Origin of the sequence: Streptomyces sp. NPDC057543, from assembly GCF_042801895.1 — a bacterium.
Lineage (GTDB): Bacteria > Actinomycetota > Actinomycetes > Streptomycetales > Streptomycetaceae > Streptomyces.
Genome location: NZ_JBHVFF010000146.1, coordinates 1 through 20,850, shown reverse-complemented (window position 1 = coordinate 20,850; position 20,850 = coordinate 1). Strand labels below are relative to the sequence as shown.

General features: G+C 70.5%; 21 protein-coding genes and 1 pseudogene. 10 read left to right on the top strand and 12 right to left on the bottom strand.

The annotated features are described in order from the left end of the window. Positions 1-46 precede the first annotated feature (46 nt). From ACFU8Q_RS23500 to ACFU8Q_RS23480, 5 genes are read right to left on the bottom strand one after another with little or no spacing between them, the layout of a single operon-like run. The gene (locus ACFU8Q_RS23500) at positions 47-1,180 is read right to left on the bottom strand and encodes an FAD-dependent monooxygenase (RefSeq protein ID WP_384457085.1); all 1,134 of its coding nucleotides are present in this window, start codon (positions 1,178-1,180) and stop codon (positions 47-49) included. Between the two features lie 60 nt (positions 1,181-1,240). Then, on the bottom strand, positions 1,241-1,810 hold the full coding sequence (locus ACFU8Q_RS23495) for an ATP/GTP-binding protein (RefSeq protein ID WP_384457083.1): 570 nt from the start codon (positions 1,808-1,810) through the stop codon (positions 1,241-1,243). Between the two features lie 6 nt (positions 1,811-1,816). Then, positions 1,817-2,221: a DUF742 domain-containing protein gene (locus ACFU8Q_RS23490; RefSeq protein WP_384457081.1), complete on the bottom strand. Its 405-nt coding sequence runs from the start codon at positions 2,219-2,221 to the stop codon at positions 1,817-1,819. After that, complete coding sequence (locus tag ACFU8Q_RS23485) at positions 2,218-2,655, bottom strand: roadblock/LC7 domain-containing protein (RefSeq protein WP_384457079.1); 438 nt, start codon at positions 2,653-2,655, stop codon at positions 2,218-2,220. Before ACFU8Q_RS23485 ends, ACFU8Q_RS23490 begins: the two co-directional genes overlap by 4 nt. Next, on the bottom strand, positions 2,652-5,516 hold the full coding sequence (locus ACFU8Q_RS23480) for a nitrate- and nitrite sensing domain-containing protein (RefSeq protein ID WP_384457078.1): 2,865 nt from the start codon (positions 5,514-5,516) through the stop codon (positions 2,652-2,654). The genes ACFU8Q_RS23485 and ACFU8Q_RS23480 overlap by 4 nt, the downstream gene beginning before the upstream one ends. Positions 5,517-5,734: 218 nt before the next feature. Between ACFU8Q_RS23480 and ACFU8Q_RS23475 the strand changes: the two genes are divergently transcribed. From ACFU8Q_RS23475 to ACFU8Q_RS23440, 8 genes are all read left to right on the top strand, one after another. Beyond that, positions 5,735-5,929, top strand: a complete 195-nt coding sequence (locus ACFU8Q_RS23475) for a hypothetical protein (RefSeq protein ID WP_384457076.1) — start codon at positions 5,735-5,737, stop codon at positions 5,927-5,929. Between the two features lie 105 nt (positions 5,930-6,034). Further along, complete coding sequence (locus tag ACFU8Q_RS23470; protein ID WP_384457074.1) at positions 6,035-8,962, top strand: Na+/H+ antiporter subunit A; 2,928 nt, start codon at positions 6,035-6,037, stop codon at positions 8,960-8,962. After that, positions 8,959-9,603 (top strand): Na(+)/H(+) antiporter subunit C, encoded by a 645-nt coding sequence (locus ACFU8Q_RS23465; protein WP_384457072.1) that lies wholly within the window; start codon positions 8,959-8,961, stop codon positions 9,601-9,603. The genes ACFU8Q_RS23470 and ACFU8Q_RS23465 overlap by 4 nt, the downstream gene beginning before the upstream one ends. Then, a complete protein-coding gene (locus tag ACFU8Q_RS23460; protein ID WP_384457070.1) occupies positions 9,600-11,255 on the top strand; it encodes a Na+/H+ antiporter subunit D in 1,656 nt (551 codons plus the stop codon). Before ACFU8Q_RS23465 ends, ACFU8Q_RS23460 begins: the two co-directional genes overlap by 4 nt. Beyond that, a complete protein-coding gene (locus ACFU8Q_RS23455; RefSeq protein ID WP_384457068.1) occupies positions 11,252-11,875 on the top strand; it encodes a Na+/H+ antiporter subunit E in 624 nt (207 codons plus the stop codon). Before ACFU8Q_RS23460 ends, ACFU8Q_RS23455 begins: the two co-directional genes overlap by 4 nt. After that, complete coding sequence (locus ACFU8Q_RS23450) at positions 11,872-12,240, top strand: monovalent cation/H+ antiporter complex subunit F (RefSeq protein WP_384457066.1); 369 nt, start codon at positions 11,872-11,874, stop codon at positions 12,238-12,240. The genes ACFU8Q_RS23455 and ACFU8Q_RS23450 overlap by 4 nt, the downstream gene beginning before the upstream one ends. Continuing rightward, complete coding sequence (mnhG, locus tag ACFU8Q_RS23445; RefSeq protein ID WP_384457065.1) at positions 12,237-12,590, top strand: monovalent cation/H(+) antiporter subunit G; 354 nt, start codon at positions 12,237-12,239, stop codon at positions 12,588-12,590. Before ACFU8Q_RS23450 ends, mnhG begins: the two co-directional genes overlap by 4 nt. A gap of 84 nt (positions 12,591-12,674) precedes the next feature. Next, a complete protein-coding gene (locus ACFU8Q_RS23440) occupies positions 12,675-13,520 on the top strand; it encodes a hypothetical protein (RefSeq protein ID WP_384457063.1) in 846 nt (281 codons plus the stop codon). 81 nt (positions 13,521-13,601) lie between these two features. Here the strand turns inward: ACFU8Q_RS23440 and ACFU8Q_RS23435 are convergent. From ACFU8Q_RS23435 to ACFU8Q_RS23405, 7 genes and pseudogenes are all read right to left on the bottom strand, one after another. Then, positions 13,602-13,808 (bottom strand): annotated as a pseudogene (locus ACFU8Q_RS23435) (serine hydrolase); the annotation flags it as partial. A gap of 152 nt (positions 13,809-13,960) precedes the next feature. Beyond that, entirely contained in the window at positions 13,961-14,854 is an 894-nt protein-coding gene (locus ACFU8Q_RS23430; RefSeq protein WP_384457061.1) for a serine hydrolase, read from the bottom strand. A 73-nt stretch (positions 14,855-14,927) separates the two neighbouring features. Continuing rightward, positions 14,928-15,062, bottom strand: a complete 135-nt coding sequence (locus tag ACFU8Q_RS23425; RefSeq protein ID WP_384457059.1) for a hypothetical protein — start codon at positions 15,060-15,062, stop codon at positions 14,928-14,930. 13 nt (positions 15,063-15,075) lie between these two features. Next, positions 15,076-15,273, bottom strand: coding sequence for a hypothetical protein (locus ACFU8Q_RS23420; RefSeq protein WP_384457057.1), 198 nt, complete (start codon positions 15,271-15,273; stop codon positions 15,076-15,078). A gap of 158 nt (positions 15,274-15,431) precedes the next feature. Next, positions 15,432-16,076, bottom strand: a complete 645-nt coding sequence (locus ACFU8Q_RS23415; RefSeq protein ID WP_384457055.1) for a PucR family transcriptional regulator — start codon at positions 16,074-16,076, stop codon at positions 15,432-15,434. A 43-nt stretch (positions 16,077-16,119) separates the two neighbouring features. Continuing rightward, complete coding sequence (locus ACFU8Q_RS23410; RefSeq protein WP_384457089.1) at positions 16,120-17,346, bottom strand: MFS transporter; 1,227 nt, start codon at positions 17,344-17,346, stop codon at positions 16,120-16,122. An 11-nt stretch (positions 17,347-17,357) separates the two neighbouring features. After that, positions 17,358-17,972 carry a helix-turn-helix domain-containing protein gene (locus tag ACFU8Q_RS23405; RefSeq protein ID WP_384457053.1) on the bottom strand — a complete coding sequence of 205 codons (615 nt, stop codon included), beginning with the start codon at positions 17,970-17,972 and terminating at the stop codon, positions 17,358-17,360. Positions 17,973-18,285: 313 nt separating this feature from the next. Here ACFU8Q_RS23405 and ACFU8Q_RS23400 point away from each other — a divergent pair, with 313 nt between their 5' ends. After that, on the top strand, positions 18,286-18,903 hold the full coding sequence (locus ACFU8Q_RS23400) for a TOPRIM nucleotidyl transferase/hydrolase domain-containing protein (protein ID WP_384457087.1): 618 nt from the start codon (positions 18,286-18,288) through the stop codon (positions 18,901-18,903). A 354-nt stretch (positions 18,904-19,257) separates the two neighbouring features. Next, positions 19,258-20,316, top strand: a complete 1,059-nt coding sequence (locus tag ACFU8Q_RS23395; RefSeq protein WP_384457051.1) for a VWA domain-containing protein — start codon at positions 19,258-19,260, stop codon at positions 20,314-20,316. Positions 20,317-20,850 lie beyond the last annotated feature (534 nt).

Sequence of the window (20,850 nt, the reverse complement as noted above, 5' to 3'; positions counted from 1 at the left end):
GGCACAGTGTGCCCGGCCCGCCCGGCAACGCGCGGATCGGCGCGTGTCAGTACGGCTTCACCAGCACATGCGCCGCGCCCGGAATGCCGATCTTCAGCAGTTCGTCCTCCTCGGGCGTGGTCTCGCTGCCCGTCTCCTGCTTCAGCACCGCACGCGACATGGCCTGCACCCACATGGCTCGGGGACGGCGGCGCGCCTCCCACCCTTCGAGGGCCGCTGCCACATCGTCCTCGGCGTCCAGCGACTCGGCGAGCACCAGCGCGTCCTCGACGGCCATCGCCGCACCCTGTGCGATGTGCGGGGTGGAGGCGTGCGCGGCGTCACCGGCCAGCACCACCCGGCCGACGTGCCACGGCTCCTCGACCGTCACCTGGGAGATCCGCGAGTACACCACCGCGGCCGGGTCGGTGACGGCGGCGAGCGCCTCGGCGACCGGCCCGGAGAACATCGCCAGCCGCTCCGTGAGCTGCTCGTGGGCCCGCTCCGGGTCCGGCCGGAAGTCCTCGGACTCGGCGAACACCGCGCCCAGGTACATCAGTTCCTCGGTGATCGGGGTGAGCAGCGCCTTCGCGGCCTGGCCCGCGGTGCCCATCACCACACCCCGCACCCGGGGTTGGCGGGGCACCGTCACGCGCCAGTTGGCGAACCCGGTGTACTCGGGTACGTAACGGTCCCCGTACAGCCGGGTGCGCAGCGGCGAACCGATGCCGTCGAAGCCGACCACCAGGTCCCAGCGCCCGGTGGAGCCGTCGGAGAGGGTGACGTCCACGCCGGAGCCGTCGTCGGCCAGCTCCGTGATGGTGGTGCCGAAGCGGATCGTGGCCCCGGCGGCCACCGCGGCGGCGTTCAGCACCTGGGCGAGGGCGGGGCGCGGGATGCCGTTGTTCGAGGGGACGTCGCCCATCCTCGGCTGCGGAATCTCGGCGAGCGTGTTGCCGGCCGGGTCGGCGATGGTCAGGATCTCCCACTCGAAGCCCGCCTTGAGGCAGTCGTCGAGCACCCCGATCTCCCGCATGACGTGGAGGGCGTTGGACGGCTGGATGATGCCGACGCCGAGCGCTTCCAGCTCGTCGCGGAGCTCGGCGACCTCGACGGTGTGGCCGCGCCGGGCCAGCGCGGTGGCGAGGGTGAGCCCGCCGATGCCGCCGCCGTGAATCAGGACGCGCAGGGGTGATGCCATCTCAGATCTCTCCAGAGCGAGAAAGGTGCAGAAGGTACGGGGAGCGGGGGGAGCGCGCGGTCAGCCGACCGCGACGGGCAGGCTCATCAGGTGGTCCACCAGGGCCAGCAGCACGTCCCGGCCGAACGGCCGCTCGCGCACGTCGCCGATCAGCATCGGAACGTGCGGATCGAGGTCGAGAGCGGCTCTGATCTCGTCCGGCGTACGGGTGTTGCGACCGTGGAAGCAGTTGATCGCGACCACGAACGGGATGTTCCGGCTCTCGTAGAAGTCGATCGACGCGAAACTGGTCTCCAGCCTGCGGGTGTCGGCGATCACGACACCGCCGAGCGCCCCGTTGACCAGGTCGTTCCACATGAACCAGAAGCGTTCCTGGCCGGGGGTGCCGAAGAGGTAGACCACCAGCTCATCACTGACCGTGATCCGCCCGAAGTCCAGGGCCACGGTGGTCGTGTCCTTCCCGCCGACACCGGCCAGGTCGTCGACACCGATGCTGGCCTTGGTCAGGTACTCCTCGGTGCGCAGCGGGGCGACTTCGCTGACTGCTCCCACCAGGGTGGTCTTGCCGACGCCGAAACCTCCGGCGACGAGGATCTTGACGGCGGCGGGGGCCGCCTGACTGCTTGTCATGTTGGTTCAGAGTCTCCGGAGTCCGTCACGAACGGCGGCCAACAGGCCCATCCGGGCCCCGCCGGCCGCCCGTGCCACCGAGAGCGGGGCACGGGCCAGCAGGAGGCCCTGGGCGACGAGGTCGGCCAGCAGGATCTTGGTCACCGACACCGGGAGGCCGAGGTCGGACGCGACCTCGGCGACCGCGGACGGGCGGCGGCAGCGCGCAAGGATCAGCCGGTGCTCGGGCTGGAGCCCTCGCGGCAGGATCGGGGCACCGTGTTCGTCCCGCGGGTCCTGTGCGGTCGTCAGCACGGTGATGAGGGTGAAGTCGTCCCGCTCGGGAGCGGTCCGGCCCCGGGTGATGGTGTACGGGCGCACCATCGAGCCCGCCCCGTCCTCCTCGGCCTCCTCCTCCCAGTGCCGGGTCACGCGCGCTGCCCGTCCCCGGAGCCGAAGGCGTCGAACTCACCGCGGGCCGGCGTGCCGAGCTTCTGGCCGACCTGCTGGACGAGGTTGTGCATGGCGAGCGACATGATTTCGGCGTCCACCTCCTGGGAGGCGATCACGGCCAGGTGGGTGCCCTGGGCGGCCGAGATGATGAAGAGCCAGAGGTCGGCGAGTTCGACGATCACCTGGTGGACGCCGCCGCCGTCGAAGAGCTGCCCGACGCCGCGGGCCAGGCTCTGCTGACCGGTGCAGATGGCGGCCAGCCGCTCGGCGTCGGCACGGTCGATGGTGCGCGAGTGGCTCACCACCAGTCCGTCGTCGGAGAGCAGCACGGCGTTCTGGGTCTCGGCCACCGAGTCCACCAGGCCGTCGAGCAGCCAGTCGAGATCCTGGTGAGTGGCGGTTGTGCGTGTCATGACCGTTCTTCTCTCGTGGGGAGGGGGGTGGCGGGTGGAGCGGGCTGCGTCGTCGTCCCGTCTCCCGCGCGGGCCGCGCGGGAGCGGCGCTGGAACGCTCCGATCGCGGCTCCGGCCCGGCGCGAGGCCGGTCGCGGCTGCGCGTTCTCGGACGGGCTCGGCGGCGTGGCCGCGGCGGGCCCGGCGGCCGGATCGATCCGCAGCTCGTCCACCAGGCTGGCCTGCCGTACCCGGCGCGGCAGCGGGGGCTCCGCACCGGGTGCGGGAAGGGCGGGCCGTTCGGACCCGATCTCCGGGCGAAGGGCGTCCGGCTCCGGCGGCGCCGGATGGTCGGGCACGGACACCGGCAGCTGCGCGGGGCGGGCGGCGTCCGGCCCGGACTGCCGGGGCCCGGGGATCGGGAGGCCGGGACGGTCCGCCCCGACGCCCGAGGCGTACGGAGCGGCGTACGGCTGCCGGGGAGCCCGGTACGGCTCCTCGGGCATCGCGTACGTCTCCTCCGGCATCGGGTACGGCGGCTGGTCCACGGGGTACTGGCCGGCTGCCGTCATGTACGGCTGTTCGGCCGCGTCGTACGGGGTCTCGTACGGGGTCTCGTGCGCCGTGTACGGCGCGGTGGGCGCCGCAGGTACGGGCGGTGCGGTGTACGGGTCGGTGGGCGCCTCGTGAGGCTCGTCCTGCGCCGGAACCGGGTTCTCCGGTGTCGCGTACGGCTGCTCCGGGGCGACGTAGGGCGCGCTCGCCGCGTTCAGCGCGGTGACTCCGGCCAGTGCCTGACCCTGGACGCGGGTCGGCAGCGCGTCACCCGGCGCGGGGGCCGCCGCGGGGGCGGCTGGTGCGGAGGGGGAGGGCACGCCGACCGGGCCGGACCGCGGCTCGGAGACGGTGAGCTCATCGGGGACGAGCACGACCACCCGCGTACCGCCGTAAGCCGAGGAACGGAACTCCACCCGCAGGCCGTGCTGGTCCGCGAGCCGTGCGATCACGTACAGACCGAGCCGGATGTCGTCGGAGTGGGCGAGCACGTCCATCCGGGGCGGCCGGACCATCAGCTCGTTGGCCGCGGCCAGTTGGTCCTCCTCCATCCCCAGACCCCGGTCCTCGACCTCGATCGCCAGACCGCGGCTCACCTTGGCGGCCCGGACCTCGACCGGGGAGGGCGGCCGGGAGAAGCTGAGCGCGTTCTCGATGAGTTCGGCCAGCACGTGCGAGACCGGGCCGACGGCCCGCTCCGACAGCCAGGGGCTGCCGTCCAGGTCCAGCACCACACGCCGGTAGTCCTGCACCTCACCCTGGGCGGAACGCATCACGTCCAGCAGCGGAACCGGCTTGCGCCAGCGCCGGCGCGGGGAGCCGCCCGCGAGGATCACCAGGTTCTCCTCGTACCGCCGCAGTCGGGCGGTGAGGTGGTCGAGGTCGAAGAGGCCGTCCAGCACCTCGGGGTCCTCGTGCTTGCGCTCCAACTCGTCCAGCTTCTTCAGCTGCTGTCCGATCAACTGCTGGGTACGGCGCGCGATGCGCTGGAGCAGCCGCTCGAATCCGCGGTGCTGATCGGCCTGCTTGACGGCCGCCGCCAGCGCACTGGTGCGCGCCAGGTTGAGCGCGTCGCCGAGCTGGGTCAGCTCGTCACCATTGTCGCCCTTGTTGTCGCGCTCGATGGCGCGGGCCTCGGCCTCGACATCGATGCGCTCGCCCTTGCCCAGCCGCTCGACGACATCGGGCAGCGCCTTCTCCAACTCCTCGGCCCGCTCCTGCAGCCTGCCGATCCGGCGGCGGAGGTTACGGGTGAGGCGCCAGGTGGTCAAGACGACCGCGATCACGGCCACCAGACCGACCACCGTGGTCAGCACCATCTTGAACAGCAGTGACATCACACTGCCCTTGCCCTCCTCGACCACGAGGGCGGTGCGGTGCTCCAGCAGCTTCTCGATCCGCGGAGAGAGCTCGTCCATCGCGCCGCTCCAGGTCTTCTCCTCGGCGCCGACCTCGACGAACCCGGCGGCGTCGGCACCGGCCGGCCGCAGCACCTCGTTCTCCACCTGGGTCTTGGTCTTCCAGGCCGGACTGCGGGTGATCTCCTCCCACATGGCCTTCTCGTCCGACGGCAGATAGGGGACGACCTTGGTGGAGTACTGGAGCGACTGGCCGGACACGGCCTCCCGGACCTGTCGCAGGTCCTCGCCGCTCAGCTTCCCCCCGGACCAGCCGCGCGCCAGCAGCGCGTCCGAACGGGAGATCATCTCCTTGGTCCAGAACAGGTCGACGAGCGGCTGCGAGAGCGTGGTGATCCGGCCGTTGTCGACATGGCTGAGCGCGGTGAAGAGTTCGAGGTCGACCGCGATCAGGTCCGTGTAGTAGCCGTACACGACCTTCTGCTGGTCGTTGCCGCCCTCGTCCACGAGGGTGCGCTGGGCGGGCAGTTGATTGATCTCCTCGCGGGCCTTGCGGACCGCGTCACGGACCTCGGCGGGGGCGTCGTCGGTCGCCACGTCGGAGAGCGACTGAAAGCTTTTGATCGCCTCGTCGGTCTTCTTGCGCTGCCGCTCCAGCGCATCGGTCGAGCCCTTGTGCCGGGCGAGCGCCTCGGCACTGAGCCGGCGCTCCTCCTGCAGGTTGTAATAGACGATGTTGGACGGCTGGCCCGCCTTCTGGGCCAACTGACCCTGGGCGGCCTGGCGTTGGAAGTCCAACAAGGTCTGGCCACTGGTCACGGCCCAGAGGGCGGCCAGCGCGACACCGGGGACGATGGCCAGTACGAGCAGGGCTGTCCGCAACGACATGGTGGTCGATTCGGTCCGCCGTGAGGCGCGCGTGCGCAGGGCGTGCTCCTTGACGATGATGCCAGCCTCACGGCTGGTCAAATCCGTTGAGAACTCCGACACATCGATATTAGTCACACTGCAAAAATGAAAAGAAAGCGGGCTCACAAGTGCATCACTGATCACGCACAACTCCGCCACGGCCGTTCGGAGCGCCTGACTCAGGCCGGTCCGGGCCGGTTCGACCAGCGGGCCGGGTGAGCACGGGGGACGCTGGGGGTGTCCGTACGGAGTCACGAATCAACCCGGAAAGGTCCTCGGTGGCCACCGATCAGCCCCCGCGCGCTGCGGTCCGGTCGTACGGCGGGGAGGGCATCGCCGTCAGCTACGACGCCCACCGCTGTCTGCGCGCCACCGAATGCGTCCGCGGTCTCTCGTCGGTCTTCGACGTGGGTCTGCGGCGGGCGCGAGTGAACGCAGCGCGCCGAGCGGGGCGCGGCGCGCCGTACGAGTGAAGCACGATCGGGGATATATCTGTATTTAGTGCTCTTTGCCTGTAATGCCTCATCCGGGCCCCGGACCCCCGCTCCCCGCCGGCGCGGGACGCCCCTCGGGGCCGTATGACCGCGCTCATCGTCTGCCACTTCGTCCTGGCCGCCTGCGCGCGACCGCTGGTACGGGCGCTGGGCACGCGCGCCTTCGTCGTGCTCGCGCTGCCACCGGCCGCCGCCACCGTGTGGGCGGCCACGCAGTGGAACACCGCCGCCTCGGGCGGCTCGGTCACCTGGTCGTGGCGGTGGATGCCGGCGTACGACGTCACCGTCGAACTGAGGCTCGACGCGCTCGCCGAGCTCATGGTGCTGCTCGCGGCCGGAATCGGCACGCTCGTCCTGCTCTACTGCGCCTCGTACTTCACCGACGGAACCCCGCAACTGGCCGGCTTCGCCGGGAACCTCCTCGCGTTCGCGGGCGCCATGCTCGCCCTGGTCCTCGCCGACGACCTGATCTCGCTCTATGTGTTCTGGGAGCTGACCACGGTCTTCTCGTATCTGCTGATCGGGTACGACAGCGAGGAGAAACACAGCCGCCGCTGCGCGCTCCAGGCGCTCACCGTGACCACACTCGGCGGCCTCGCGATGTTCGTCGGTTTCCTGATGATCGGTCAGTCGGCGGGCACATACCGGATCTCCGCCATCCTCGCCGACCCGCCCGCGACGAGCCTCGCCGTCTCCGTCGCCGTGGTGCTGATCCTGTGCGGGGCGCTGTCGAAGTCGGCGATCTGGCCGTTCAGCCTCTGGCTGCCGAACGCGATGGCCGCCCCCACCCCCGTCAGCGCCTATCTGCATGCCGCCGCGATGGTGAAGGCCGGTGTCTACCTGGTCGCCCGGCTCGCCCCCGGCTTCGCCGACGTGCCGGTCTGGCGGCCCGTCGTGATCGTCCTCGGGGCCGCGACCATGCTGCTCGGCGGCTGGCGGGCGCTGCGCCTGAACGACCTGAAGCTCGTCCTCGCCTACGGCACCGTCAGCCAGCTCGGCTTCCTCACCCTGCTCGCCGGGGTCGGCAACCGGGACACGGCGCTGGCCGCCGCCGTCATGATCCTGGGCCACGCCCTGTTCAAGGCGCCGCTGTTCCTCGTCACCGGCATCGTCGACCACGCGGCCGGCACCCGTGATCTGCGCAAACTCTCCGGCGTCGGACGGGCGCTGCCGCACGTCTGCACGGTCGCGGTGCTCGCCGCCGCGTCCATGGCGGCCCTGCCCCCGCTGCTCGGCTTCGCCGCGAAGGAGGCCGCGTTCGAGGCGCTGCTGCAGGGTGACACCGCCGACCGCTGGGCACTGGGCATCACGGTGGCGGGGTCGGCGCTGACCGTCGCGTACACCGTGCGGTTCGTCTGGGGCGCCTTCGCCCGTAAGCCCGGGGTCGAGGACACTCCGGTCCACCGGGTCGGTCCGTGGTTCCTCGCGCCGCCCGCCGTGCTCGCGGTCTGCGGGCTGGTGCTCGGCCCCGGCGTCGGCTGGACGGACCGGCTGCTCGGCGCGTACGCGGACGCGTTCCCCCCTTCCGCACATCCCTACCATCTCTCGCTCTGGCACGGATTCGGGACCGCCCTGCTGCTCTCGGCCGCCGCCATGGCGGGCGGCGTGCTGCTCTTCGCCACCCGCACCACCGTCACCCGGCTGTCCCGGCGGATCGCCTGGCCCACCGCCGACAGCGTCTTCGGACATCTGCTGCTCGGCCTGGAACGGCTCTCCCTCCAGCTCACCGGCTTCGTCCAGCGCGGCTCGCTCTCCATGTACCTCGCCACCACCCTGCTCGTGATGCTGGCCGGCCAGCTCACCGTCCTCGGCGTGGACCGGCCCTGGCACGGGGCGGCCGCCCCGAAGGTCTGGGACTTCCCGCTGCAGGGCGCCATCGCCGTGCTGACCTGCGCGGCCGCCCTGTTCTGTCTCACCGTCAGCCGGCGGATGAAGGCCGTCGTCCTGGCCGGGCTGACCGGATACGGCGCGGCGCTGCTCTTCGTCGTCCAGGGCGGCCCGGACCTGGCGCTCACCCAGTTCTGCGTCGAGACCGTGTCGATGATCGTGTTCGTGCTGGTGCTGCGGCGGATGCCGGTGCACTTCCAGGAGTCGGTCAGCAGCCGGCGGCGTGCCGTACGCATTCCGGTCGCGCTGGCCGCGGCGGCGACGCTCGGCGTGGTGGTGTGGGTCGCGGCGGCCGCACGTACGGCGAAACCGGCGGGCGGGGCCATGGTGGAGGAGACCGCCCACCACGGGCTCAAGGACGTCGTGGCCACCATCCTGGTCGACCTGCGCGCCTGGGACACCATGGGAGAGTCCGCCGTGCTCGCCGCGGCGGCGATCGGCGTGACGAGCCTGATCTATCTGCACCGCCGTGCCGAGGACCCGTCGCTGCGGGAAGAGACGCGGGGACGTACCGCCTGGTCACTGACGGCCCCCGAGATGACGGGACTTCCGCACGGCGACGAAGGGGCACCGGAGCGCGGCTGGCTCGCGGCCGGGTCCACGCTCGCCCCCGAGCACCGCTCGATCGTCTTCGAGGTCGTCGCCCGGCTGCTGTTCCACCCGGTCCTGGTGCTCTCGCTGTACCTGCTGTTCTGCGCCGAGAACATGCCGGGCGGCGGCTTCGTCGGCGGGCTCGTCGGCGGACTCGCCCTGATCACCCGCTACTTGGCGGGCGGCCGTTTCGAGCTCGCGGAGGCCGCACCGCTGCAGCCCGGGCTCTTCACCGGCCTGGGGCTGTTCATCTCCACGAGCGTCGCCCTGCTCGGCCTCGCCGAGGGAACGGTCCTGCATGCCTGGACCCACCACGGCCGCCTGCCCCTGATCGGCGCATACCACCTGGGCACCCCGATCCTCTTCGATTTCGGGGTCTATCTGCTGGTCCTGGGCGTGGTGCTGGACATCGTGCGCGCACTCGGCGCCAAGATCGACCGGCAGATCGAGCGCGCGGCGTTCGAAAGGGCCGCCGCCGCGCGCACCGGCATCCCACCGGGAGACGCTCCCGGGACGGGAGGCCCCACCGGATGACGGTGAGCTTCTCGCTCCTGGCCACCGCCGCGGTGCTGTGCGCGGTCGGCGGCATCCTCATGCTCACCCGGCCCCTCACCCGCATCCTGCTCGGCGCGGTGATCGCGGGCAACGGCATCAATCTGCTCATCCTCGCCGCGGCCGGATCGGCCGGCCGGGAACCGCTCCTGTACGGCGTCCCGCTGCGGGAGGTCACCGACCCTCTGCCGCAGGCCATCGCGCTCACCGCGATCGTCATCACCCTCGCCACCACGGCGTTCCTCCTCGCCATGGCCTACCGCGGCCACCAGCTGACCGGCACCGACGAGGTCCACGACGACGACGAGGACCGGCGCATCGCACTGCGCGCCGAGGTACTGGGGGAGCGGGACGAACTGCGCGAACGGTACCGGGCCGCCCCGGACGTCACGGAAGAGGAACGAGCCCGGTACCGCGAGGAACGCCGCCGCCTGCGGGCCAGGTTGCGCGCCGACCGCGCCCTCCAGGCCCGAGGCCGGTACGCCACCGGGAACCTCTGGCACGACGTACTGGGCGCGGACCCCGAGGACTACGCCCAAAAACGACCCCGCCCCGACACCGCCCCCGAGGACGACCCCCAGAAACCGCCCCACCCCCACGCCGACCCGGGAGACACCGGATGAACGCACTCGTCCCCCTGCCGGTGCTGCTGCCGCTCTGCGCCACCGGCCTGAGCCTCGCCGTCGGCACCCGGCTCAAGCAGATCCAGCGCCTCGTCAGCGTCGCCGTGCTCACCGCCGTGCTCGGGCTCTCCCTCACGCTGATGATCGTCGCCGACACCCGCGGCCCGCTCTCCGTCCACCTCGGCGACTTCGCGCCGCCGCTGGGTATCACCCTGGTCGCCGACCGGCTGTCCGGACTGATGCTGACCGTCTCCTCCGCCATCACGCTCTGCGTGCTCGTCTACTCCCTGGGCCAGGGCATGGCCGACCGGGACGAGGAAACACCCGTCGCGGTCTATCACCCCGCCTACCTGATCCTGGTCGCCGGGGTCTCCTGCACCTTCCTCGCCGGTGACCTCGTCAACCTCTATGTCGGCTTCGAGATCATGCTCGTCGCCAGCTTCGTCCTGCTCACCCTCGGCGGCACCGGGCCCCGCATCCGCGCGGGCTCCACGTACGTGATCATCTCGCTGTTCTCGTCGATGCTGTTCCTCACCGCCATCGCCATGACCTACGCGGCGACCGGCACCGCCAACTTCGCGCAAATGGCCGGCCGGCTCGCCGCGCTCCCGCTCGGGGTGCAGACCCTGATCCAGGCGATGCTGCTCACCGTCTTCGCCATCAAGGCCGCCGTCTTCCCGCTCGCCGCCTGGCTCCCCGACTCCTATCCGACAGCGCCCGCCCCCGTCACCGCGGTCTTCGCCGGTCTGCTCACCAAGGTCGGTGTGTACTCCATGCTGCGCACGGAGACGCTGCTCTTCCCCGGCAACCGGCTCGGCGACCTGCTGATGGCCGCCGCGCTCGCCTCGATGGTCGTCGGCATCCTCGGAGCCGTCGCCCAGACCGACCTGAAGCGGCTGCTCTCCTTCACGCTCATCAGCCACATCGGCTACATGGTCTTCGGCATCGGCCTCGCCACCCGGGACGCGTACGGCGGCGCGATCGTCTACGTCGCCCACCACATCACCGTCCAGACCACGCTCTTCCTGGTGGCGGGGCTCATCGAACGCCGGGGCGGCACCAACGAACTCACCCGGATCGGCGGACTGGCCAAGGCATCCCCCCTGCTCGCCGTCCTGTTCTTCGTACCCGCCATGAACCTGGCCGGCATCCCGCCGCTGTCCGGCTTCATCGGCAAGCTCGGACTGATGCGGGCCGGCGTCGCCGACGGCAGCGTCTGGGCCTGGCTCCTCGTCACCGGATCGGCGGTGACCAGCCTCTTCACGCTGTACGTGATGGCCAAGGTCTGGAACCTGGCGTTCTGGCGGGCCGCGCCCCCGGGACAGACCGCGGCCGGCACCGTTCTGGAGTCCGACTCCGAAGAGGACGACAGCGACGTCGACGAGGGCCCCGACCACATCCCCGGCAGCGGCGACGAACCGGTCCGCCCCCGCCACCAGCCCGCCGGGCTCGCGGTCGCGGCCACCCTGCACGGACACGCCGTCACCACCACGACGAAACTGCCGGTGCCGATGACCGCGGCCACCGCGGCAGCCGTCGCCCTCGGGCTCGCCTTCACCGTGTGCGCCGGACCGCTGACCTCCTACACCGACCGCGCGGCCGCCGAACTCCTCGCACGTACCCCCTACGTGGAGGCGGTGCTCGGCCGGTGAGACGCATCGTCAAGCTGTCCTTCAGGAACAAGGACCTGCCCCCCTTCAGCTGCGAGTTCGGCGGACGGGGACGTGTGCTCGACCTCCCGCTGATCGCCTGGCTCACCCTCATCTGGGTGCTGCTCTGGTCCGGCCTGAACTGGGCCAACGTACTGATCGGCGCGGTCGTCGCGGTGGCCGTCTGCCTGGCCTTCCCGCTGCCCCGGGTCGACCTCGGGCTCCGCCTGCACCCGTGGGGCATCCTCGTGCTCGCCGGCTATCTGCTCTACGACATGTACACCTCGGGCGTACGGGTGACCCGGCAGATCTTCGTCGACCACCCGCACCGGGCCGCCGTCATCGCCGTACCGCTGCGCTGCCGCTCCGACCTGATGCTCGCGGCCACCGCCGTCGCCGTGTCGAACGTGCCCGGCGGATCGATCGTCGAGGTACGCCGCGCCACGGCCACTGTCTTCCTGCACGTCCTCGACGCGGACAGGCCCGCCGTACTCGACGCGGCGCGGCGCTCCGTCTGGCGGATCGAGGAGCTGACCGTACGGGCCTTCGGCACGTCCGACGAGATCGCCCGCGTCGCCGAACCACCGCCACCGACCGGGCGCGACAGGGGGGACGGCGCATGAGTGGGCCGGAGACCGCCGACCAGGTGCTGCTCACCGCGGCCGTCGCCGTGATCGTCATCGCCGGGGCGGGGCTCCTCGCCCGGATCTGGCGGGGCCCCTCCATGCTGGACCGGGCCATCTCGCTCGACGTGTGTGCCGCCCTCATCATCGCGGGCCTCGGTGCCAAGTCCGCCTTCGCACGCGACCCGTTCTATTTCCCGATCATGCTGGTGCTGGCCTTCCTCGGGTTCACGGGGTCGGTCGGCATCGCCCGCTTCATCGCCGCGCGCGACCGGCCGGCACCGCGGCGGGAAGCGGCCGGAGCCGGCGGTGAGGGACGTGAGGGACGCGAGGGCACGGGCGGGACCGAGGGGGAAGCACCGTGAACGTCTGGCTCCAGATCCTCGACACGGCCGGTGCGGTGCTGGTGTTCACCGGCGCGGCGATCTGTCTGCTCGGTGTGATCGGAATGCTGCGGCTGCCGGACGTGCTGTCCCGCAGCCACGCCGCCACGAAGCCGCAGACTCTCGGCATGCTCCTGGTCCTCGCCGGGGTGGCCCTGCGGCTGCGCAGCGGCATGGATCTCGCCACCCTCGCGCTGATCGGCTTCTTCCAGCTGATGACCGGTCCGGTCGCCGCCCACCTGGTGGCGCGATCCGCCTACCGGACCGGCCAGATCGACCACAGCGAACTGCTCTTCGACGAGCTGGACGAGCAGTTGACCGAGGAGCACTGAGACCGGAGCTGTGCCGGGACGACGGGCGGACTCCCCGCCCCGTTCTCCCACGCGCGGACGGCGTCCGGGACTAGCCTCCGCATCATGCTGCGTATCGCCGACACCCGCACCGGCCACCTCATGGAAATCCCCGCCGCGCCCCGCCACCTGCTGCGCAGCTGTGTCCATCTGCCGGCCCTCGGCACCGGCACCGGGATCGGTCCGGTGCACCTGCGGGTGCCGCTGGTCGGTGACGTACTGGCGCGCACCGCGGAGCTGAACGGCCTCCAGGTCGTCACGGTCCTCACCACCCCGGAACTGACTCCTGATCAGGCCCGGGCGCTCGACCGCGTCATGGCGGTGCTCGGCATCCATCCCCCCGCTGCCGTCGGAGCCCACCACCCGGACGCGGCACTCGGTGGCCCAGCCGACGTGCACGTGGTCGCCCAGGGCGCCGACACCGGCGACGCCACCGGCGGCCGGATCGAGGTGGGCCGGGTCAGCACGGTCCTGCTGGAGGAGGGCGTGCCCGACCCCGGCCACCTCCTCTCCCCGGACAGGCCCGACGTACTCGTGCCCGAGACCGCCGATCCCCTGGCAGTGCGCCTGCTGCTGCTCCACCGGCCCTACGCCACGCCGGTCACGGTCACCGGTGCGGCGCTGGCCGAGGCCCGGGGGACACTGCGGCAGTGGCGCCGGCAGGTGGCGGACTGGGCGCAGGAGCCGTCCCGGCCGATCCCCGCCGATCTGCTGCGGGAGTCGCACGCGGCGCTCGTCGAGGACCTCGACGTCACCACAGTCCTCGATCTGCTGGCGGATGTGGCGGGACGGTCCGATGTGCCGCCCGGCGCCAAATTCGAGACCTTCGCCCACCTGGACCGCGTCCTCGGCCTGGACCTCGTCCGCGACGTCGGCCACCAGCACAGCCCGGACCGGTCGACACCCGGGTGAACGGCCACGACCGACGGTCTCGCTGCGGCTCGGCGTCCTGCTCCGGCGAGAGGTGCCCCAACGCGGCACATCGACGAGCTGCATCGCCGGCGTGGTCGTCCGGACCTTGGTGATCGAACCGATCCGGAAGACGGAGTCCGCGGTGGCCTCGACGCCGGTGTCCTTGTTCAGTACCCCGGCACGCGCGGTCGATAATTCGCCGTGTGCGTATACGGCGAGATGCGGCCGGCACCTTGTACTCGGCCGGCAACTCGGGAAGGCGGCTTTCCGACCAGCCACGGAGTTCATCGGGTTCGGACATGTGCACCTCTCGTCTCTGCGAGGGAGAACGGGTGATTCCGGGAGGATATGGCCTGCGCACTCATGGCCGATTCGTGAGAAACGACGAGACTGGTGAAACCTTCATCGCGGCCGACGAAACACCCGGCCGCCGGTACGGGTCACCGCCGAAGCCAGTCCACCGCCTGGGCGGCGGCGAACCCGATGAAGGCGTCACGCTCGGGAACTCTCGATCGGGCGTCGACGGCCCGGGTGAAGACACCGACTGCGTACCGGCCGCCGTCCGGGTACTCCACCACGCCGATCTCGTTGCGCAGCGAGGGCAGCGTTCCGGTCTTGCCGCTGATCCTGACGTCGTCGTCCGCGAAGCCGGAGCGCAGCCGGTGCGGCCACAACTGCAGTTCCAGCCAGCGCCGGACGTCGGCGCACGCTGCCGCGGGCGCCGCTTCGTCACGCCAGATCAGGCCCAGCAACCGGGTGCTTTCCGCGGCGGTGGTCCGGCAGGTCTCTCCGGGTGTCAACGCACGCAGCTCGGCGAGTTGTTCGGCCGGCAACGCGGCCAGGATCCGTTCGTCGTCCTGGTAGTCGATCCCGAGGTCCTCGCCGATCGTGCGCAACAGCTCCCCGCAGTCGTGGGTGACGGCCGTGTGCGGGAGGTCGAGCCGACGCAGCGTCTTGGCGACCGCGGCCTTTCCCACCTTTCCGAGGATCAGGTCCGTGGCGACGTTGTCGCTGATGCCGATCATCAGGACGGCCAAGTCGTACCAGGACATCGTGACGTCGTGGCGGAAGGTCGCAAGGCCGTACGGGCTGGCGGTCGGATGTCCCGCTGCCACCACGATCCGCTCGGCGAGGTCGCATTCGCCGTCGGCCGCCTGCCGGGCAAGTTCCACTGCCACGGGAACCTTGAACACGGACGCGGTGACCACCGGCTCCTCGGCGTCGATGCCCATATGCCGCGGGCCGTCCAGATCGGCCGCGTGCAGCCAGACGCGGACGCCGACTTCCGCCGCTCGGGCGGTGATTGTCGCGACCAGTTCCGATTCGGTGACCATGGGGCGATCCCTTCTGTCTGTCCGGTGCGGACCTTCTGTCCGGACTGGATTTGATTGCTGGTGCGTCGGCCGACTACTTGGTGCCGGTCGACGGGAAGTTGAACTGTTCGGCGCGCTGTGGGACCCAGAACGCGATCACCGCGGGGGTCATCGCGCCGCTGGCAATGGGCTGGCTGGCGGGCGCGTCAAAGCGGTGAACAGCGACCACAGCACGAGCGTGATCAGCATCGGTTTGCGGGATCCATACCGATCGGCCAGGTAGCCGGGGCCGGTATCTGGCAGATCATGTAGACCAGCGCGAAGACGGTGACCAGCGAGCCCTGCGCGGTCTTGCCGAGATGGAACTCCTCTCCGATCGACGGCAGAGCCATGTTGATGGAGAACCGGTCGATGTAGTCGATCGACCGGGCGCACAGCATGACCACCATCGTGATCGTTGCTGTCCGGTTGACCCGCGGGTGTCCAGGCGTCCTCGGTGACCACGGCGGTCATGGTTACCTCCGTACCGCTGCGTCGGGGTTGATGGCCCATCCTGGACATCAGGTGACGCAGCGGATTCGTGGAGTTCCACAAACCTTCAGGTGGTGTTCGGGCGGTACGGACGAATGCTGACTCGTCGCGGTATCCGGCTTCTACTCATGGTGCCGGGCGGGCGGAGCCGGAGTTGCGGCATCGCCGCGAACCGCTCGCCAGGGTCGTCGAGGTTGATCTCACCGACCTCTGCGACCCGTCGCAGTCGGTACCGGAAGGTGTTGGGGTGCACATACGCCGCGGCGGCCACGTCCCCGAAGGCGTCCAGCCAGCACCTGAGCGTGTGGACGAGTTGCGACTGGTGCCGGGCGTCGTAGTCGAGCAGGCGGGCGTCGGGCCCGGTCGTCACGTCCCCGCGCGCGGCGGCCGGATCGGCGAGGTCCAGCATGAGCGCGTCGACGTGGACGTCCTCCGCCGTGGCCACCCGCCGGTCGCCCCCGTTGGCGAGCAGCACACGCAGCGCCCGGTCCGCGCCGTCGCGCGAACGTCCGAGTCCGGAGCCGTCGAGTGCGGGCGGGCCGATGGCGATCGCCGCGTCCACGCGCTGCTCGGTGCGCTCCAGGAAGGTCGACGCGACGCGGATCGACCGCTCCTGGCAGTCCGCCTGGCCTCCCGGCATCGGCACGATGCCGTAGGCCACGTCGCCCACCGGCGCCACAGCCGAGCGCGGCTGGACCGCACTCGGGCGCATGGCCATCGCGTCCGAGACCGAAGGCAGGTCAACAGCCTGGCGGCTACGCGTGCTTGGGGGATAGGAGCTCGGCGTACCGTATCGCGGGTGCAGCAAAGCCGAGCACCGCGGCGAGCAGGCAGATCACGGCGCATCCGGCGAAGAACACGTCGGCTCCCCAGAGGGCCACCGTGATGCCGACGGCCGGGAAGAGTACGGGCGCGAGGCCCAGCGTGCACAGGGTCGTGACCGAGGTGACACGGCCGAGGTATCGGGGGTCGGTCTCCGTCTGGATCAGGGCACCGGTCACGGTCGTGGTGAAGCCGCTGGTCAGGCCGATCAAAGCACCGAACATCACGGCGGCGGGAAGCGCGGGCGCGTGCCCCAGGCCGACGGCTCCCGCAGCGGTGACGAGCAACGCGCCGGACATCGCAGGCCCCGGGCGCGGTATCCGGGCCGACACGGTGAGCAGCAACGCCGAGGCCGCGGCTCCGACGCTGAACGCGCTCGCGATCCATCCCATGCCCGAGGCGCCCCAGCCGCGTTCGTCCGCCAGGAGCACCAGGCCGGTGGCGACCGGACCGCTGAAGCACATCTCACTCAGCCCGACCACCGTGACCAGTGGTGCGAGCATCCGGTGGCGGCGGACGTACCGCAAGCCGTCCCCCAACTCACGCCGGGCGGAAGCATGCTGAGATGTCTTCGGCGAAGGAGCGATCCGTACGGTGAGCAGGGTGGCGAGCGAGAGAGCGAAGAGAACGCCCGCGGCCGTGAACGCGCCCGCCGCGCCGCCGGTCACCAGGACGGCTCCCGCCATGACGGGGCCGACGGCATTGCTCAGCCGGATCGACAGTCCGCGCATCCCCTGCACCCGGGCGAGTTGATCGGGCGTCGTGATGCGCGGCGGGAGCGCGCCCACCGCCGGCATGAACACCGCGTCCACCACGCCGAAGACCAACGCGACCGCGGCCAGCAGCCATACGCGCGGGGACGTGAACATCACCGCCACCGCGGCGGCGAGGATCACCGCACAGCGAACCGTGTCGCCGGCGACAGCGACACGGCGTGGCCCGAACCGGTCGGCCACCACGCCCCCGCCGAGCATGAGCACCGCACGGGGAAGCGCCCCGGCCGCGACCACCAGTCCCACCTGAGAGGGGCCGCCGGCGCGAGTGGCGGCCCAGGACAGGGCAAGGAAGTACACGACGTCGCCGGTGACCGAAGCCGTATAGGCGCTCAGCCAGCGCAGGACATTGACGTCCCGGTAGGCAGGCCGCGCGGACGCGGCCATGTCGTGCGCGCTCACGCGTCACCGGCCGGCGGCACGGCCGTCCCGGGCACCGGAAACGCCTGCACTTGCAGCGTCACCGGAGAGGAGCCCTCGGACGCCTCACCCGCACTGCGGCGATATCGCGAGATCACCTCGAAGATCTCCGCCCGCATCCGGTCCACGTCGCCCGGAGTCAGATGCAGGAGGAAGTCGCTGTAGGTGGCGACGTCGAGCCACTCCCGCGGAAGCAGAGCCACCTCCTGTGCGGACCTGCGCAGCCGATCCGCGGCGGCAAGGGCCACTGCGTGGGTGTACCCGCGTCCGGCCTCGCGCTGCTCCGCGGACCCGGTCGCAGGATCGTGGACCGACTGGCGATGGGCGGATTTCCACCACCGCTCGCGGCCGGTGCCACGGTCCGGCTCCTCCACGATGAGTCCGCCCGACGCGAGGCGACGCAGATGGTAGCTGGCCGCACCGGGATTGATGCCGAGTTCGTCGGCGACCCGGGTGGCGGTGGACGGACCACGGTCGCGCAGCAGGCTGAGGACGCTCAGGCGCAACGGGTGAGCAAGTACGCGCAGGGCGGCGGTGTCGAGTTCGATGTGCCGCTCCGCGGACTCGACGGGGGCAGCAGAGGAAGCGACCATGCGCCGAGGTTAGACCTACAACAGTTGTTTCGAAAGAGATGTTGTGAAGAACCTCCTTCAGGGACACGGCTTCGGGCCGGGCTTCCAACGTCGTGCGCGGATCGGATCCGACCGGCGCTACTGCCGCGAGATCTCGGCCCCGGCGCGGATCGCCCGCATGACCGTGCGGGCGCAGGTGCTGAGCGAGGACAACTACCGCGTGGTCGTCCCGGTCACCTGGGACGTGCCGACCGCCGCCGACTGCTCACCGTCGATCGACGCGCCGTCGGAAATCCCCTGGCGTGGTGGCCGGGAAGGGCGGAGACTCGGCCTCATGGCTGACATGCGGTTGTTCCTGGAGGCGGTCACCGCGTGGGCGGCCGGCGGCCCCAGTGACCCGGCGCGTGAGCTGGCCGCGCGGCTGTCCGTCCGGAAGGCCGTCCTGCTGGAAGGACCGAGCGATGTCGCAGCGGTCGGTGCGCTGGCCGCGAGCCGCGGCCGGAACCTGGCGGCCGAAGGAGTCTGCGTCCTGCCGATGGGCGGTGCGATGAGCGTCGGGCGCTTCGCCCAGCTCCTCGGGCCACCCGGCCTGGACCTCTGCCTCACGGGACTGTGCGACGAGGCGGAGCTTCGCTATTACGCTCGCGGCTGGGAGCGGGCCGGTGCGGCACAGCAGGGGTTCTTCGTCTGCGCGGCGGATCTGGAGGACGAGCTCATCCGCGCGCTGGGCGTGACACGGGTGGAGGAGGTCGTCCGGGCGGAGGGCGACCTGCGCTCCCTGCAGACCTTCCTGCGCCAGCCCGCACAGCGGGGCCGCACCTCGCAGCAGCAGTTGCGACGCTTCCTCGGCACGAAGAAGGGGCGCAAGATCCGCTACGGCCGCCTCCTCGTCGAGGCACTCGACCCCGACCGCGTACCCGCCCCACTCGACGACCTCCTCACCAGCCTCTGACCGCTGGGCGACGCCCGATATGGGCCATCGACAGTCAGGACCACGCCGCGGTACGACCGTGTGCTCCTGATGCCCCACGGAAGCCGCCGGACCGCTTCCTGACTGAGCAGCGCCTGAATGTTCTTGTTGCCCTTCAGGCTCTCCACCGTCTCCCGGATGCGGGCGTCGTATTTTCCGGGGGACTTGGGCTTGATGCCGGCGATGTCCATCCGCATCGCCTCGGCGAGCCGTCCTTGCCGAGTCGGCCGGAGTCTGCCACGGAGCAGGCGGGTGATCGGCCGTCAGACTCCACTGTCAGTGCCTCCCCATACGGTGGAACCATCACTCGGGGAGCCTCGGAGAGGGAGTAGAAGCGTGTCCGCCAACAAGATCCAGCACAAGGTGAATCACGTCGCGCTAGTAGTGGACTGTTCGGGTTCCATGCATCCGCACCAGGGTCAACTCATCCGCGTCGTGGACGAGTTCGTGGCAGGTCTGAAGGCCGAGTCGGACAGCCTCGGCCATGAGACCCGGATCAGCCTCTACTCCTTCGACCACAAAGTGGAGAACCTGGTCTGGGACATGGACGTGAAGCATCTGCCGTCCATGCGGGGCCTGTACAAGGTCAACAACGGCGCTACGGCCCTCATCGAGGCCTCGCTGAAATCTCTGGACGACCTGGACCACATCTGGGAGGAGTACGGCGAGCACAGTTTCCTTCAGATCGTGGTGACGGACGGCGAGGAGAACGCCTCCGGCGGCGACAGGCGACATGACGGCGACATGGCCATCCTCGGCCCCTGGCTCGACAGGATCGCGGCGAAGATGGGCGCGCTTCCGGGCCACTGGACTTCCGCGATCCTCGTTCCGAACTCCCTGGCGAAGCGAACCGCCCAGAACTACGGCTTTCCGGCCGGAAACATCGCCATCTGGGACGCGGATTCCAAAGAGGGTGTCGAGGAGGCGATCGGTACCGTGCGCGCCGCCGCCACCAGTTTCCTCCGGGGCCGCGAGCAGGGCGTGCGCGGTACGAAGAACCTGTTCGCCGTCGGCCAGGACATATCGGTCGACGAGGTGCGGGCGAACCTCGAACCGATCTCGGCCGACAGGTATCGGCTCCTGAAGGTCGACAAGGAGGTCGAAATTCGATCCTTCGTCGATTCGCATCCCGGCGTGACGTACGAACGCGGTTCGTGTTACTACCAGCTGGGTACCCGGGTGCAGGTTCAGCCCAATAAGGAAGTCATCGTGGTCGAGAAGGACACCGACCGCGCCTATACGGGTGACGCGGCGCGCAGCCTTCTGTTCGGCACAGGTATCCACGGGACCGTCTCGGTGAAGGCGGGAAACAATCCCAAGTTGGAGGTATACGTGCAGAGTCGTTCGGTGAACAGGAAGCTCAAGCCGAAGACGCGTCTGCTCATCATGCTCTGAGAGTTCCGAAAAGGGTGAAGAGTGGCGGTCCAGGATCAGTCGCGAAACGTCGGCCGGTCGCGGACCTCACCCGATGTCGGCTCCACGAGCGCGGTAGTGCACGGTCAGGAGCCGCCGGCTGAGCGCCGCTGGTAAACCGGACCTGGTCGCCGACCAGGTACCCGCCTGGAACGACGGCCCCCGTGAATCGGTGGAGGGCTGTGTGGGCCAGTGAGAACCTACCGACCGCATCCGCCACAAGCGCGAACAGCAGGGCGCCCGCCCGCTGCTCGTCGTCGAGAGCTGTTTTCTGACGCCCTTGCGGGCGGCTGCCACCGATCGGAACCAGTGACCGCCACACCGCAGGACGTTGGAGTGGGATCACGGGTCGGAACCCCCCCCGCCGCGGGCGTAAAGTCCCAGAGAAGTCCCACGGGTGCGCCCTCGGCCGCGGGCACTGCCAGGCGAGTTGGGGTCGTCACCGTCGACGGCCGGCCCTGATCACGACGACGTGGCGGCCCCCCCCGGCGGGACGGGGGGGGCCCCCCCGGCGGT

Coding starts and splice junctions, on each gene's coding strand:
- ACFU8Q_RS23500 (WP_384457085.1), bottom strand. CDS start 1,180: ATGGCATCACCCCTGCGCGTCCTGATTCACGGCGGCGGCATCGGCGGG.
- ACFU8Q_RS23495 (WP_384457083.1), bottom strand. CDS start 1,810: ATGACAAGCAGTCAGGCGGCCCCCGCCGCCGTCAAGATCCTCGTCGCC.
- ACFU8Q_RS23485 (WP_384457079.1), bottom strand. CDS start 2,655: ATGACACGCACAACCGCCACTCACCAGGATCTCGACTGGCTGCTCGAC.
- ACFU8Q_RS23470 (WP_384457074.1), top strand. CDS start 6,035: ATGACCGCGCTCATCGTCTGCCACTTCGTCCTGGCCGCCTGCGCGCGA.
- ACFU8Q_RS23465 (WP_384457072.1), top strand. CDS start 8,959: ATGACGGTGAGCTTCTCGCTCCTGGCCACCGCCGCGGTGCTGTGCGCG.
- ACFU8Q_RS23460 (WP_384457070.1), top strand. CDS start 9,600: ATGAACGCACTCGTCCCCCTGCCGGTGCTGCTGCCGCTCTGCGCCACC.
- ACFU8Q_RS23450 (WP_384457066.1), top strand. CDS start 11,872: ATGAGTGGGCCGGAGACCGCCGACCAGGTGCTGCTCACCGCGGCCGTC.
- ACFU8Q_RS23440 (WP_384457063.1), top strand. CDS start 12,675: ATGCTGCGTATCGCCGACACCCGCACCGGCCACCTCATGGAAATCCCC.
- ACFU8Q_RS23430 (WP_384457061.1), bottom strand. CDS start 14,854: ATGGTCACCGAATCGGAACTGGTCGCGACAATCACCGCCCGAGCGGCG.
- ACFU8Q_RS23420 (WP_384457057.1), bottom strand. CDS start 15,273: ATGCTGTGCGCCCGGTCGATCGACTACATCGACCGGTTCTCCATCAAC.
- ACFU8Q_RS23415 (WP_384457055.1), bottom strand. CDS start 16,076: ATGCGCCCGAGTGCGGTCCAGCCGCGCTCGGCTGTGGCGCCGGTGGGC.
- ACFU8Q_RS23410 (WP_384457089.1), bottom strand. CDS start 17,346: ATGGCCGCGTCCGCGCGGCCTGCCTACCGGGACGTCAATGTCCTGCGC.
- ACFU8Q_RS23405 (WP_384457053.1), bottom strand. CDS start 17,972: ATGGTCGCTTCCTCTGCTGCCCCCGTCGAGTCCGCGGAGCGGCACATC.
- ACFU8Q_RS23400 (WP_384457087.1), top strand. CDS start 18,286: ATGGCTGACATGCGGTTGTTCCTGGAGGCGGTCACCGCGTGGGCGGCC.